Below are 14,249 nucleotides of genomic sequence, written 5' to 3'. Positions count from 1 at the left end.
CTACAGCTGCTCGGGCGTGCGGATGCCCAGCAGGGACATGCCCTGACGCAGCGTGCGGCCCGTCAGCTCGGAGAGGAAGAGGCGGTTCTCGACCGTCGCCGCGTCCTCGGCCTTGAGGACCGGGCACTGGTCGTAGAACGTCGTGAACGCCGACGCCAGCTGGTACAGATACGCGGCCAGCTTGTGCGGCTCGTACGACCCGGCGACCTCGGCCAGCGTCTCCGCGAACTGGTCCAGGTGCAGCGCCAGCGCGCGCTCCGCCGGGGCCAGCGCCAGCTCCGGGTGGGCCTTGGCGGAGGCCGACTCGCCCGCCTTGCGCAGGATGGAGCGGATCCGGGCGTACGCGTACTGGAGGTAGACCGACGTGTCGCCGTTGAGGGAGACCATCCGGTCGAGGTCGAAGATGTAGTCACGGCCCAGGGACGTGGACAGGTCGGCGTACTTCACCGCGCCGATGCCCACCTGGGTGCCGCGCTCGGCGATCTCCTCCTCGGAGAGACCGAGCTTCTCGCTCTTCTCCCGGACCACGGCCGTCGCCCGCGCGATCGCCTCGTCCAGCAGGTCGATCAGCCGGACCGTCTCGCCCTCACGCGTCTTGAACGGCTTGCCGTCCTTGCCGAGCACCGTGCCGAAGGGCAGCTGGACGGCCTTGACGCCGTCGTGCAGCCAGCCGGCCCGGCGGGCGGTCTCGAAGACCATCTTGAAGTGCAGGCCCTGCCGGGCGTCCACGACGTAGAGCAGGGAGTCGGCGCCCAGCTTGCCGACCCGGTCGCGGATCGCGGAGAGGTCGGTCGCCGCGTAGCCGAAACCGCCGTCGGACTTCTGGACGATCAGCGGGGTGGGGTTGCCGTCCGGGCCCTTGACGTCGTCGAAGAACACGCACAGCGCGCCGTTGGACCGGACCGCGACACCGGACTCCTCCAGCATGCGGCAGGTGTCGGCCAGCATGTCGTTGTAGCCGGACTCGCCGACCACGTCCGCGTCCTGGATCTCCATGTCGAGCTTGCCGAAGACCGAGTAGAAGTAGATCTTCGACTCGTCCACGAACCGCTGCCACAGGGCGAGGGTCTCCGCGTCGCCCGCCTGGAGGTCCACGACCCGGCGGCGCGCCCGCTCCTTGAACGCCTCGTCGGAGTCGAAGAGCGCGCGGGACGCCTTGTAGAGCCGGTTGAGGTTCGACATGGCCTCCTCACCGGAGGCGGCGTCCTTGTGGTCCAGCTCGTGCGGGTGCTCGATCAGGTACTGGATGAGCATGCCGAACTGCGTGCCCCAGTCGCCGATGTGGTGGCGGCGCACGACCTTCTCGCCCGAGAACTCCAGGATCTTCGCGACCGCGTCACCGATCACGGCGGACCGCAGGTGGCCGACGTGCATCTCCTTCGCCACGTTCGGCTGGGCGTAGTCGATGACCGAGGTGCCCGGCCGCTCGGCGAAGGGGACGCCGAGGCGGTCGTCGGCCGCGCGGGCCGCGAGCGTCCCGGTGATCGCCCGGTCGGTGACCGTGATGTTGAGGAAGCCGGGGCCGGAGACCTCGATCTCCTGGATCAGGTCACCGGCGGGCAGACCGGCCACGACCTTGCCCGCCAGCTCGCGGGGGTTGCCCCCCAGCTTCTTGGCGAGCGCCAGCATCCCGTTGGCCTGGAAGTCGGCCCGGTCGCTTCGTCGCAGCAGCGGGTCGGCGGCACCGGCCTCCGGCAGGGCTGCCGAGAGAGCGTCCGCGATGCGCTGGTGGAGCGAGGAGGCGAGGGAAGGGACCGAGGCCATGGGGTGGGTGCCGTTCCGTTGGAGGGTGTTTTTGACACACCGAGTATCACACGCACGCGCCGCCGCCCGGGCTGCCATTTCGGCCGCCCTCCGGCCCGCCCGGGAGCAACCCCGGAGCCGCCCCGGCCGTCTGGGACAATGGTCATGCCAGGACCGTAAGGAAGGAAGTGCCGTGGCTCAGGCTCAGAGCACCGAGGCCGACTGGGTCTCCCGTTTCGCCGACGAGGTCATTGCCGAAGCGGAGCGCCGTGCCCCCGGCAAACCGATCGTCGTTGCCTCCGGCCTGTCCCCCTCCGGCCCGATCCACCTGGGCAACCTGCGCGAGGTCATGACCCCGCACCTGGTCGCGGACGAGATCCGCCGCCGCGGGCACGAGGTCAGGCACCTGATCTCCTGGGACGACTACGACCGCTACCGCAAGGTGCCCAACGGCGTCCCCGGGATCGACGACAGCTGGGCCGAGCACATCGGCAAGCCGCTGACCTCGGTGCCCGCGCCGGCCGGCTCGGCCTGCCCGAACTGGGCCGAGCACTTCAAGGCCGCCATGGTCGAGGCGCTCGCCGAGCTCGGCATCGAGTACGACCCGATCAGCCAGACCGAGCAGTACACCTCCGGTGTCTACCGCGAGCAGGTCCTGCACGCGATGAAGCACCGCGGCGACATCGACGCGATCCTCGACCAGTACCGGACGAAGGACAAGGCGACCGGCAAGCCGAAGAAGCAGCAGCAGAAGCCGGACGCCGTTATGACTGACGCCGAGCTGGAGGCCGCCGAGGGCTCCGGCGCGGCCGCCGAGGACGACGGCAGCTCCGGCGCGGGCTACTTCCCGTACAAGCCCTACTGCGGCGTCTGCGAGCGCGACCTGACCACGGTCACCGCCTACGACGACGAGAGCACCGAGCTGGCCTACACCTGCGTGTGCGGCCACTCCGAGACCGTGCTGCTCAGCGAGTTCAACCGCGGCAAGCTGGTCTGGAAGGTCGACTGGCCGATGCGCTGGGCGTACGAGGGCGTGATCTTCGAGCCCTCCGGCGTCGACCACTCCTCGCCCGGCTCCTCCTTCGTGGTCGGCGGCCAGATCGTCCGCAAGGTCTTCGGCGGCGAGCAGCCGATCGGCCCGATGTACGCCTTCGTCGGCATCAGCGGCATGGCCAAGATGTCCTCCTCCAAGGGCGGCGTCCCCACCCCGGGCGACGCGCTGAAGATCATGGAGGCGCCGCTGCTGCGCTGGCTGTACGCGCGCCGCAAGCCCAACCAGTCCTTCAAGATCGCCTTCGACCAGGAGATCCAGCGGCTCTACGACGAGTGGGACAAGCTGGAGGCCAAGGTCGCCGACGGCAGCGTGCTGCCCGCCGACGCCGCCGCGTACGCCCGTGCCGCCCGCACGGCCTCCGGCGAGCTGCCGCGCACCCCGCGCCCGCTGCCGTACCGCACGCTCGCCTCGGTCGTCGACATCACCGCCGGCCACGACGAGCAGACCCTGCGCATCCTCAGCGACCTCGACCCGGAGAACCCGGTCACCTCGCTGGAGGAGACCCGGCCGCGGCTCGACCGGGCCGAGCACTGGATCAACACCCAGGTCCCGGCCGAGTCCCGCACCATCGTCCGCTCCGAGCCCGACACCGAGCTGCTCGGCTCGCTGGACGAGCAGGGCCGTGAGTCCCTGCGCCTGCTGCTGGCGGGTCTGGACGAGCACTGGTCGCTGGACGGGCTGACCACGCTGGTCTACGGCGTGCCGAAGGTGCAGGCCGGGCTGGAGCCCGACGCCAAGCCCACGCCTGAGCTGAAGGTCGCCCAGCGCACCTTCTTCGCGCTGCTCTACCACCTGCTGGTCGGCCGTGACACCGGCCCGCGCCTGCCCACGCTGCTGCTCGCCGTGGGCGCGGACCGCGTGCGCAAGCTGCTGGCCGTGTAGCGTCCCGTACAGCACGACGACGCCGGGCGGGCCCGATGGGGCCCGCCCGGCGTCGTCGTGTCCCGGCTGTTCTCGTTCGCGCTACTTCTTGTTGGCGGCGGCGATCGAGGCCACGGCCTCCTTCGCCGCGTCCTGCGCGTTCTTCATCAGGTCGCCCGCGTCGGGGTTCTTGGCGCCCTGGAAGCCCGCGCCGGTATACTTGACGGTGATCACGACGTTGGCGGTGCGGGTCACCACGATCGCGTTGCGGTAGTCGTCGTCGTCCTTGCGGTAGTCCGCGGCGACGCTGTTCGCCTCGTCGCCGATGCCGCTGACCTTGTCGGTCTTGGCGTCCTTGGCGCCGTCCTCGGTGGTCGCCTTGGTCGTCCGCTGGCCGACGTAGGTCCCGGCGAGCTTCTCGCCCGAGCCGAGCGTCGGGTCCGCGGAGAAGCGCTTGAGCGAGATCGTCAGGCTGCGGTACTGGAGGTCCTTGGCGTCCTCGCCGTTCAGGCCGTTCCAGAAGCAGCTGGCGGAGTCGTTGGGGGCGGTCGCCGGGAGGGCCTCGCCCTCCTTCTTCTTCGCCGACGGCACCAGCTTGTCGACGCTCTTCTCGTCGACGGTCTTGCAGACCTCGGGCAGCTTGCCGAACGTCGCGGCCTTCATCGTGGCCGAGGGGCTCGGCGTCGCGGCCTGCGACGGCGAGGCCGTCGTCTTCTTCTTGGAGCCGGAGTCGTCCGAGCAGCCGGTGGCGACGAGCATCACCGGTACTGCGGCGCAGGCGAGGATTCGGGCGAGTCGCGGGGCTGTTCGGTGCATGGGTCCTTCGCTCGGTCGTGTCGGGGGCGGTCGTTGAGGTCCGCCGGCGGGCTGTCCGCCGGCCGGGTGCCCTGCCCGGCACGGTACGCGGCGGGGGAGCGCCGGTGGCCGAGGCGGGGCGATACTCGCCGGGCTAATTGCCGAAGTGCCCCGCGTCCAGCTCCTTGGCCAGGCCGTGCGCCTTGCCCTGGAGGTCCTCGCTGGTGGGGATGTGCTGCCGGTCGGCCGTCCACTGGTCGTAGGCGATGCTCACGAGGACGTTCGCGGAGCGGAAGACGATCGCGATGTCCCGGTGCACACCGGCCGCCGCGGTGACCAGCTTGTCGTCGATGAACGCGTCGTCGCCGAGGTCGTCGAGGACGCGGGGCAGGAAGCGGGGGTCGGCGGAGGGGGAGCCCGAGGCGGAGGGGCTCGCGGGGGCGGACGGCGAGCCGGTGGCGGCGCCGCCCTGCGGGTGCGTGCCCGCGCTCGCGGCGGGCGAGGACGGGGTGGCGGAGGGGGTCGCGGACGCCGACGCGTCGGGGATCTTCGCGGCGGTCGCCTGCCGGGCGTAGAGCTCCTTCGCCCGGTCGTCGTCGCTGACCCCCGGCTGGTAGGAGACCACGCGCTCGAAGTCGATGGACAGGTGCCGGGTGCCCTCCGGGGTCTCCAGCTTCCAGCGGCAGCCGACGCGGCGGTCGGTGTCGTAGGTGACGGCGGCCTGGCCGCGGTAGAGCTTCTGGACCTCGGGGTCGCTCTCGTCGTCGCCGGTCGGCAGCAGGCGGCGCAGGGTGTCCCGGTTCACATAGCCGCAGGGCTCGGGGAGGCTGTGGTACTTCCCGGGCTCCCCGGCCGGGGCCGTCGCGCCGGTGTGGCCGGTCTTGGCGTCGTCGTCCCCGCCGTGGCCGCCGGAGGGGCCGCCGCACGCGGCGAGGACCCCGGCGAGCAGTGCCGCCACCAGTGCGGCGGCCGGTGCGTATGCCCTTCGCTGCACTGTCCGTGGCTCCCTTCGCCTGCGGCTTGATCGCCCTCGCCCGCCGTGCCCGCGCTCGTGCTCGCGCGAAAACGGGTTGCCGCCGGGAAGACGGTGGCTGGAAGGTATGTCTACCGCACGCACCGCCAGGTCTGCCGGTTCCCTGTCGTGAATCGTCAGATTTGTCTGGTTTTTGCGTTATCTTGCTTTTACGGGGTTATGAGGAAAACGATGTCCTACACCGAGGTACCCGGCGTCCGTGTGCCGATCCGTATGTGGGCCGACCCGGCCACGGTCGAGGGCGTCGCCATGCAGCAACTGCGCAACGTCTCGACCCTGCCCTGGATCGAGGGCCTCGCCGTGATGCCGGACGTCCACTTCGGCAAGGGGGCCACGGTCGGCTCGGTGATCGCGATGCGGGGCGCGGTGTGCCCGGCGGCGGTCGGCGTGGACATCGGCTGCGGAATGTCGGCGGTGAAGACGTCGCTGACGGCGGAGGACCTGCCCGGCGACCTGTCGCGGCTGCGCTCCAGCATCGAGGCGGCTATTCCCGTCGGCTTCTCGATGCACGGCGACCCCGTGGACCCGCGTCGCCTGCACGGGCTGCCGACGGCGGGCTGGGACGATTTCTGGAGGCGGTTCGACGGAGTCGCGGAGGCGGTGAAGTTCCGTCGGGATCGTGCGACCAAGCAGATGGGAAGCCTTGGCCAAGGCAACCATTTTATTGAGTTTTGTATTGATTTGTCTGGTTCGGTCTGGCTCATGCTCCACTCCGGATCCCGCAACATCGGCAAGGAGCTCGCCGAGTACCACATCGGTGAGGCCCGGAAGCTGCCGCACAACCAGGACCTGATCGACCGCGACCTCGCCGTCTTCGTCGCGGACACCCCGCAGATGGCCGCCTACCGGCACGACCTGTTCTGGGCCCAGGAGTACGCGCGGCACAACCGCGAGATCATGATGGCGCTCTTCAAGGACGTGGTCCGCAAGGAGTTCAAGAAGGCGAAGCCTCTCTTTGAGCCTGAGATCTCCTGCCACCACAACTACGTCTCGGAAGAGCGGTACGAGGGTATGGACCTGCTGGTCACCCGCAAGGGAGCGATTCGCGCGGGCGACGGCGAGTTCGGCATCATCCCGGGCTCGATGGGCACAGGTTCGTACATCGTGCGTGGCCTCGGCAACGCCTCGTCCTTCAACTCCGCCTCGCACGGCGCGGGCCGTCGCATGAGCCGCAACCAGGCGAAGAAGCGCTTCTCCGAGCGGGACTTGGCGGAGCAGACGCGTGGCGTGGAGTGCCGCAAGGACCGCGGCGTGGTCGACGAGATCCCGGCCGCGTACAAGCCCATCGAGCAGGTCATGGAGCAGCAGCGGGACCTCGTCGAGGTGGTCGCCAAGCTCAAGCAGGTTGTCTGTGTGAAGGGCTGACAGGGGTCACCCGCGGCGGAGGCGCCAGAGGCGTGTGCTGCAGGACTGCTTCGACCTGCCGAGTTGTTCGGCGGCGTCGTCGACAGTGGGGACCGTCAGCAGGATCTGGTCCTCCATCCGTGTCCAGCTGCGCCGCGGCCGGGGTGGGCGCATGTGTTCCGGGCGGACCCAGGCGCTCACCTCGGCGGCGGCCGAGCCCTTGCGCTCCAGCGCCAGGCTGCCCGGGTAGTACAGATGTGCTGCCAGTGTCACGCCGGCTTCGCGCATGTAAAGGACGTTGTACGCGTGGTCCCGAGCGTTCCGGCTGGTCAGCCGGGCGATCCCGAGTGTCTGTCTGGTGTAGCGGCAAAGGTAGGTGGCGATCGCCGTGCTGGTCGTGGCGAGGCTGACGAATGGCAGGCCCTGTGCCGTGAAGCCCACGGACCCGTCGGCGTCGATCACACCCCGGAGATAGTCCCGGCGGGAGAACGGGACGCGCGGCGGCGTGATCCTCGTTTCGGCCTGCAGGAAGCCGAACATGTAGGCGTAGCGAGGATCTTCGAGGTCCATGAAGGGCATGGACCGATCGTGGACGGCCTCGCCGGTCTCACGGGTGGGAACGGCGAGGCGTCACTCGAATGTGCGGTCGTGCGGTGCGCATGGAACGCGCTGCTTCCGCTCACGCGTCCTGCGGGTACCAGCGCAGCTCGACCGTGTTGCCGTCCGGGTCGAGGACGTACAGGGACTCGGCGTCGCCGCGGGCGCCGTAGCGCTTGCCGGGGCCGTCGACGACGGTGAAGGTGCCCGCGTCGATCACCGTCTGCCAGTCCAGCGGCTCGACGACCAGGCAGATGTGGTCGACGTTGGACTCGCCGCGGGCGCGGTCGACCAGGTCGATGATGGTCGTGGGGGAGACGCGCACCGAGGGGAAGGACACCTTCCCTGCGCGCCACTCCTCCACGCGGACGGGCTCCAGGCCGAGCGGGCCGCAGTAGAAGGCGAGGGCCCGCTCGACGTCGGAGACGTTCAGGACGAGGTGGTCGAAGCCGGTGACGCGCATGCGGGTTCCCTTTCGAGCGGGCCGTCCCCCGTGGCGGCCGATGTGCACGAAGGTAGCTCCCGATGATCATCCGTGTCATCGGTCTCCGGTCCTGCGTCGCAGGTACCGGGCCTGCTCAGCCCTCGCGGTGCACCTTGTGGTTGGCGGCCTGGGCGCGGGGGCGCACGACGAGCAGGTCGATGTTCACGTGCGGGGGCCGGGTGACCGCCCAGGTGATGGTGTCCGCCACGTCCTCGGCGGTCAGCGGCTCGGCGACCCCGGCGTAGACCGCGGCGGCCTTCTCCTCGTCGCCGCGGAAGCGGGTGACGGCGAACTCGTCCGTCTTCACCATGCCCGGGGCGATCTCGACGACGCGCACGGGCCGGCCGCACAGCTCCAGGCGCAGGGTCTCGGCGATGACGTGCGCGCCGTGCTTGGCCGCGACGTAGCCGCCGCCGCCCTCGTAGGTGCCGAGCCCGGCGGTCGAGGAGACGACCAGCACCGTGCCGTCTCCGCTCGCCTCGAGCCGGGGGAGCAGCGCCTGCGTCAGGTTGAGCACGCCGAGCACGTTGACCTCGTACATCGCGCGCCAGTCCGCGGGGTCGGCGGTCGCGACGGGGTCGGTGCCGAGCGCGCCGCCGGCGTTGTTGACCAGGACGTCGATGCTGTCGAAGTCGTCGAGGTGGACGGCGAAGGTCAGGACGGCGGCGCGGTCGGTGACGTCGAGTTCGTAGGCGACCGCCTCGTGGCCGGCCTCGGTGAGCTCCGCCGCCAGCGCCTCGATGCGGTCCGCGCGGCGGGCGGTGAGGACGACGCGGTAGCCGGCGGCGGCCAGCCGGCGGGCGGTTGCGGCGCCGATGCCGCTGCTCGCGCCGGTGACGACGGCGGTGCGGGTGCTCATGGGGGGCCTCCTGAGGTGCGGCGTGCGGGATCCGCTCGCAGGATATGCGGCCCTCTGTTCGAGCGGTGCTCCCGGCGGGTTCAGCGGCCGCGCGGCGCGTACATGATGATCGCGACGCCGGCGAGGCAGACCAGCGCGCCGGTCACGTCGTAGCGGTCGGGGCGGTAGCCGTCGGCGACCATGCCCCAGGCCAGCGACCCGGCGACGAAGACGCCGCCGTACGCGGCGAGGATGCGGCCGAACTCGGCGTCCGGCTGGAGCGTGGCGACGAAGCCGTACGCGCCGAGGGCGACCACTCCGGCGCCGATCCACGTCCAGCCGCGCCCGCCTCCCGAGCCGCTGCCCCGCACGCCCTGCCAGACGAGCCAGGCGCCGCCGATCTCCAGGAGCGCGGCGAGGAGGAAGAGGGCGATGGAGCGGAGGGTGAGCATGGGTCGCACGTTACGTGCCGTCGGGGGTGTCGCGGGGACCGCCGGTCAGGGCCAGACCAGGCAGTACGGCTGGTGGCCGTTCTCGTGCAGGCGGTGGGAGAAGTCCTGCCACTCGCGGAGCAGCTGGTAGACGGTGAACGCGTCCCGCGGGCCGCCGCGGTCGGGGACGGTGGACCAGATGAAGGCGGCGGCGCCCACGGACTCCTCGCCGATGCCGCGCAGCGGGTCGACGACGGTCATGGGGAGCTTGACGACGGCGTAGTCGGGGTGGAGGACGACCAGTTCCAGCGGGGGGACCTTGTGCAGGGGTATGCCCTCGATGCCGGTGAGGACCATGGCGGCCATCGTCTCCGGCTTGATCTTGGTGAACATGCCGCCCATGCCGAGCTCGTCACCGCCGAGCTCCTCCGGGCGCATGGAGATGGGGACGTTGGCCGCGGCGGCGCTGTTGGGCGCCCCGAAGTACTTGTAGGTCACCCCCACCCGGCCACCACTCCTGCTGCTTCCCGCGCCGTCTTCTTCGCGCCGGCCCCTGTGGCGCCCCCTGCGGGACCTCTGGGCTCGCTCGGGCCCCAGGTCATCGGTGCCCTCGCCCAGTCCGCCACCGCGATGCATATCTCCACCCGACCGCTTTTTTACGCAGCACAGCCCCCGCCGCGCAACCCGATCATCGTCTCAGAGACCTCCCCCGTGAACAGCGTGTGAAACGCCCGAAGACGACTCGGTACACGGCTCTGAGACCATGGCTAGCGTGAGCTACCCATATGAAGCCCCAGTCTCGCAGACACGAGAGGGCTGACGCCCGGTCGCGAGCGAGGGAAGCCCGCACCGCTGCCAGCCGGGGCGCGCGGCCAGCCGCCGTCCCTTCCTACGTTTCCGCAGGTCAGGATCAAAGTGCCTTATTCGTATGAAGCCCCCGTCTCGCAAGCGCTGTTCGACCGTGCCGCCGTGGTGACGCCCGGCGGCGTGAATTCCCCGGTGCGCGCCTTCCGCGCCGTGGGCGGTACGCCCCGGTTCATGGTGTCCGGTACGGGTCCGTACCTGACGGACGCCGACGGCCGGGAGTATGTGGACCTCGTGTGTTCGTGGGGGCCGATGATCCTCGGCCACGCGCACCCCGAGGTGATCGCCGCCGTGCAGGAGGCGGTCGCGCGCGGCACGTCCTTCGGCACGCCCGGCGAGGGCGAGGTGGCGCTCGGCGAGGAGATCGTCTCCCGGGTCGAGCCCGTGGAGCAGGTGCGCCTGGTGTCGTCCGGCACCGAGGCGACGATGTCGGCGATCCGGCTCGCGCGCGGTTTCACCGGCCGCGCCAAGGTGATCAAGTTCGCGGGCTGCTACCACGGCCACGTGGACGCGCTGCTGGCCGCGGCGGGCTCGGGTCTCGCGACGTTCGGGCTGCCGGACACGCCCGGGGTGACGGGCGCGCAGGCGGGCGACACGATCGTGCTGCCGTACAACGACCTGGAGGCCGTGCACGCCGCCTTCCACGCGCACCCGGGCGAGATCGCCTGTGTGATCACGGAGGCGTCGCCGGGCAACATGGGCGTGGTCCCGCCGAAGCCGGGCTTCAACGCGGGCCTGAAGGCGGCCTGTGCCAAGAACGGCGCGCTGTTCATCTCGGACGAGGTCATGACCGGCTTCCGTACGAGCAAGGCGGGCTGGTACGGCGTCGACGGCGTGCGGCCGGACCTGATGACCTTCGGCAAGGTCATGGGCGGCGGCTTCCCGGCGGCGGCCTTCGGCGGCCGCGCGGACGTGATGGGCCACCTGGCCCCGGCGGGCCCGGTCTACCAGGCGGGCACGCTCTCCGGGAACCCGGTCGCCACCGCGGCGGGTCTCGCGCAGCTGCGGCTGCTGGACGATGCGGCGTACGCGAAGGTCGACGCGGTCGCCGCGGAGATCAGCGGCCTTGTGACGGCGGCTCTGACGAAGGAGGGCGTGGCGCACCGGCTCCAGACGGCGTCGAACATGTTCTCCGTGTTCTTCACCGGCCGCGAGGTCACGGACTACGAGCAGGCGAAGTCGCAGGAGTCGTTCCGCTTCAACGCCTTCTTCCACTCGATGCTGGCGCAGGGCGTCTATCTGCCGCCGTCGGCGTTCGAGTCGTGGTTCGTCTCGACGGCTCATGACAGTGCGGCGATCGAGCGGGTCGCGGCGGCGCTGCCGGCCGCGGCGCGGGCGGCAGCCGAGGCGACGGAATGACGGACGGGATGACCAACGCGATGAGCAACGACGCCGGCAAGGCCGAGGACGAGATCACTGTCGTCCACCTGATGCGGCACGGCGAGGTCCACAACCCCGAGGGCGTGCTCTACGGGCGCAAGCCGGGCTACCACCTGTCGGACCTGGGGCTGCGGATGGCCGACCGGGTCGCCGAGCACCTGGCGGGGCGGGACATCACGCATGTGGTGGCCTCCCCGCTGGAGCGCGCGCAGGAGACGGCGCAGCCGATCGCCAAGGCGCACGGTCTGGACCTGGCGACGGACGGGCGGCTGATCGAGGCGGAGAACGTCTTCGAGGGGAAGACCTTCGGGGTCGGCGACGGCGCGCTGAAGAAGCCGGCCAACTGGAAGTACCTGACGAACCCCTTCCGCCCGTCGTGGGGCGAGCCCTACGTCGAGCAGGTCGTGCGGATGATGGGCGCGCTCGGTGCGGCGCGCGACGCGGCCCGCGGCCATGAGGCCGTCTGCGTGAGCCATCAGCTGCCGATCTGGATCGTGCGCAGTTTCGCGGAGCGGCGGCGGCTGTGGCACGACCCGCGTAAACGTCAGTGCACTTTGGCGAGCCTGACGACGTTCACCTTCAGGGGGGACGAAATCGTGTCGGTCGGATACAGCGAGCCGGCCCGGGATCTGGTCCCGGCGCATCTGCTCGCGGGCGCGAAACCGGTAAAGGGCGGGGCCAAGGCATTCGGCGCCTGAGCGTAATGCCCTGCGGAGAACTCCGCGACCGCCCGGCTAAAACCGGGTAAAGCGCTGCAAAGACCGGCGAAAATGCGCAACCGCCGTACTCGACGCGCCGTCCCACGCAATGTCGTTTTATATGGACGACAAGGTGTATGGAGGCGTGGCGAGTACGGACGGAGACGACATGCGCGAGATCAGCCGACGAGGTCTCCTCGGCATGGGAGTGGGGGCGGGAGCGGCCGCCGCGCTGACCGGCGTGGCCGGCTGCTCCTCTCCCGCCGGCTCCGAGAAACACGACCCCTCGGCCAAGGCGAGCGAGCGGGCCAAGGCGAGCCCGATCGGCGACGGCTCCACCGCCGACGCCGGGCCGCAGCCCAACCAGCCGCCCAAGCCGGAGCGGCTGGAGCCCGGGCAGAAGCCCCCGCAGTTCGTGATCTTCTCCTGGGACGGCGCGGGCGAGGTCGGCAACGGCCTCTTCCCGCGCTTCCGGAAGCTCGCCCGGGACCACGGCGCGTACATGACCTTCTTCCTGTCCGGGCTCTACTGCCTCCCCGAGGCGAAGAAGGACCTCTACAAGCCGCCGAACAACCCGGTGGGCGCCTCCGACATCGGCTACCTCACCGACGAGCACATCCAGGCGACCCTGGAGAACATCCGCCAGGCCTGGCTCGACGGCCACGAGATCGGCACCCACTTCAACGGGCACTTCTGCACCGGCTCCGGCTCCGTCGCCCAGTGGACCGCCGAGGACTGGGAGTCGGAGATCGAGCAGGCCGTCTCCTTCGTCACCGAGTGGCGGACGAACACCGGCTTCAAGGACCTCGAACCGCTGCCCTTCGACTACCGCAAGGAACTCTGCGGCAGCCGCACGCCGTGTCTGCTGGGGCAGGACAATCTCCTGCCGACCGCGAAGAAACTCGGCTGGCGCTACGACGCGAGTTCCCCCGGCGGCACTCAGGTGTGGCCCGGCAAGAGGCACGGTCTCTGGGATCTGCCGTTGCAGCAGATGCCCTTCCCCGGCCATTCGTTCGAAGTCCTTTCGATGGACTACAACATCCTCGCCAATCAGTCGAAGAACACCACCAAGGGCCCGCCCGAGCACTACGAGCACTGGCGCCGCCAGGCCACCGACTCCTATATCGCCGGCTTCGACCGCGCGTACGAGACGAATCGCGCGCCGTTCTATGTCGGCAACCATTTCGAACAGTGGAACGGCGGCATCTATATGGACGCCGTCGAGGAGGCGCTGAAATACATCGCCGACGAGAAGCGCAAGGACGTCCGGCTGCTCTCCTTCCGCCAGTTCGTCGACTGGCTGGACGTCCAGGACCCGGCCGTCCTCAAGAAGCTGGCGCAGCTCGACGTCGGTGAGAAGTGGAGCGCCAAGAGCGCCTGACGAGCCGCCGCACGGGCCCGTCACCCGTGCGCCCACTCGTTGGAGGGGCCCTTGAGGGGGGTGCGGAAGATCCCTAAACGGACCATGCGAAACTTTTCACATGAGTGCCTGCCGCGCCCTTCGACGCATCGAATCCCGCCGTCGCACCACCCTGCTGGCCGCCTGCACCGCCCTCGCGGCCCTGACCCTGACCGCCTGCGGCTCGGGTGACAACCCGAAGAGCGGCGGTCAGACGCAGTTCGTGCAGGGCACCGGCGGCGTCAGTGTCGTCAACGACAAGGGCGCGCGCCAGAACGCGCCGGACCTCTCGGGCAAGACCCTGGAGGGCAAGGAGCTCGACGTCGCGAAGGACTACAAGGGCAAGGTCGTGGTCCTCAACGTCTGGGGCTCCTGGTGCTCCCCGTGCCGGGGTGAGGCGAAGAACCTCGTCACGGTCGCCAACGACTACAAGGACAAGGGCGTCCAGTTCGTGGGCATCAACACCCGCGACACCGACCCCGCCCCGGCCCTGCGGTTCGAGAAGGACTTCGAGGTCCCGTACCCGAGCCTCTACGACTCCGGCGGCCAGCTGCTGCTGCGCTTCCCCAAGGGCAGCCTCAGCCCCCAGTCGATCCCCTCGACCGTCTTCATCGACCGCAACGGCAAGATCGCGGCGCGGGCGATGAAGGCGCTGACCGAGGACGAGCTGCGCAAGACCCTCGACCCGCTCGTCGCGGAGAAGTGACCCGGTGACCGCCGTCACCACC

14 protein-coding genes are annotated in these 14,249 nt (G+C 70.2%); 6 read left to right on the top strand and 8 right to left on the bottom strand.

Going from position 1 to position 14,249, the window contains the following annotated elements:
* Entirely contained in the window at positions 1–1,764 is a 1,764-nt protein-coding gene (gene argS, locus AB0435_RS24080) for an arginine--tRNA ligase (protein WP_366427934.1), read from the bottom strand.
* A 172-nt stretch (positions 1,765–1,936) separates the two neighbouring features.
* Here argS and lysS point away from each other — a divergent pair, with 172 nt between their 5' ends.
* Positions 1,937–3,679 carry a lysine--tRNA ligase gene (lysS, locus tag AB0435_RS24075; RefSeq protein WP_366006193.1) on the top strand — a complete coding sequence of 581 codons (1,743 nt, stop codon included), beginning with the start codon at positions 1,937–1,939 and terminating at the stop codon, positions 3,677–3,679.
* Positions 3,680–3,760: 81 nt separating this feature from the next.
* Here the strand turns inward: lysS and AB0435_RS24070 are convergent, their stop codons facing one another.
* Both AB0435_RS24070 and AB0435_RS24065 read right to left on the bottom strand, forming a co-directional pair.
* The gene (locus tag AB0435_RS24070) at positions 3,761–4,474 is read right to left on the bottom strand and encodes a hypothetical protein (RefSeq protein WP_366427933.1); all 714 of its coding nucleotides are present in this window, start codon (positions 4,472–4,474) and stop codon (positions 3,761–3,763) included.
* 133 nt (positions 4,475–4,607) lie between these two features.
* Complete coding sequence (locus tag AB0435_RS24065; protein WP_366006191.1) at positions 4,608–5,447, bottom strand: hypothetical protein; 840 nt, start codon at positions 5,445–5,447, stop codon at positions 4,608–4,610.
* A 210-nt stretch (positions 5,448–5,657) separates the two neighbouring features.
* Between AB0435_RS24065 and AB0435_RS24060 the strand changes: the two genes are divergently transcribed.
* Positions 5,658–6,851 (top strand): RtcB family protein, encoded by a 1,194-nt coding sequence (locus AB0435_RS24060; RefSeq protein WP_366427932.1) that lies wholly within the window; start codon positions 5,658–5,660, stop codon positions 6,849–6,851.
* 6 nt (positions 6,852–6,857) lie between these two features.
* Here the strand turns inward: AB0435_RS24060 and AB0435_RS24055 are convergent, their stop codons facing one another.
* The 5 genes from AB0435_RS24055 to AB0435_RS24035 all read right to left on the bottom strand — a co-directional run bounded on the left by AB0435_RS24055 (position 6,858) and on the right by AB0435_RS24035 (position 9,816).
* The gene (locus AB0435_RS24055) at positions 6,858–7,409 is read right to left on the bottom strand and encodes an LAGLIDADG family homing endonuclease (protein WP_366006189.1); all 552 of its coding nucleotides are present in this window, start codon (positions 7,407–7,409) and stop codon (positions 6,858–6,860) included.
* Positions 7,410–7,509: 100 nt separating this feature from the next.
* Positions 7,510–7,890, bottom strand: coding sequence for a VOC family protein (locus tag AB0435_RS24050; protein ID WP_366006188.1), 381 nt, complete (start codon positions 7,888–7,890; stop codon positions 7,510–7,512).
* A gap of 115 nt (positions 7,891–8,005) precedes the next feature.
* Positions 8,006–8,770 (bottom strand): SDR family oxidoreductase, encoded by a 765-nt coding sequence (locus AB0435_RS24045; protein ID WP_366006187.1) that lies wholly within the window; start codon positions 8,768–8,770, stop codon positions 8,006–8,008.
* A gap of 80 nt (positions 8,771–8,850) precedes the next feature.
* On the bottom strand, positions 8,851–9,201 hold the full coding sequence (locus AB0435_RS24040; protein WP_366006186.1) for a YnfA family protein: 351 nt from the start codon (positions 9,199–9,201) through the stop codon (positions 8,851–8,853).
* A 45-nt stretch (positions 9,202–9,246) separates the two neighbouring features.
* Complete coding sequence (locus AB0435_RS24035; RefSeq protein WP_366006185.1) at positions 9,247–9,816, bottom strand: hypothetical protein; 570 nt, start codon at positions 9,814–9,816, stop codon at positions 9,247–9,249.
* A 279-nt stretch (positions 9,817–10,095) separates the two neighbouring features.
* Here AB0435_RS24035 and hemL point away from each other — a divergent pair, with 279 nt between their 5' ends.
* From hemL to AB0435_RS24015, 4 genes are all read left to right on the top strand, one after another.
* Positions 10,096–11,403: a glutamate-1-semialdehyde 2,1-aminomutase gene (gene hemL, locus AB0435_RS24030; protein WP_366427931.1), complete on the top strand. Its 1,308-nt coding sequence runs from the start codon at positions 10,096–10,098 to the stop codon at positions 11,401–11,403.
* On the top strand, positions 11,400–12,122 hold the full coding sequence (locus AB0435_RS24025) for a histidine phosphatase family protein (RefSeq protein WP_366427930.1): 723 nt from the start codon (positions 11,400–11,402) through the stop codon (positions 12,120–12,122). Before hemL ends, AB0435_RS24025 begins: the two co-directional genes overlap by 4 nt.
* Before the next feature lie 169 nt (positions 12,123–12,291).
* Positions 12,292–13,503: a hypothetical protein gene (locus tag AB0435_RS24020; RefSeq protein WP_366427941.1), complete on the top strand. Its 1,212-nt coding sequence runs from the start codon at positions 12,292–12,294 to the stop codon at positions 13,501–13,503.
* Between the two features lie 100 nt (positions 13,504–13,603).
* Entirely contained in the window at positions 13,604–14,227 is a 624-nt protein-coding gene (locus AB0435_RS24015; RefSeq protein WP_366427929.1) for a TlpA disulfide reductase family protein, read from the top strand.
* The last annotated feature ends 22 nt before the right edge of the window (positions 14,228–14,249 follow it).

Origin of the sequence: Streptomyces sp. NPDC051173, from assembly GCF_040689515.1 — a bacterium.
Lineage (GTDB): Bacteria > Actinomycetota > Actinomycetes > Streptomycetales > Streptomycetaceae > Streptomyces.
The sequence above is the reverse complement of the archived record's forward strand: the minus strand, read 5'-3'. Positions and strand labels throughout refer to the sequence as shown.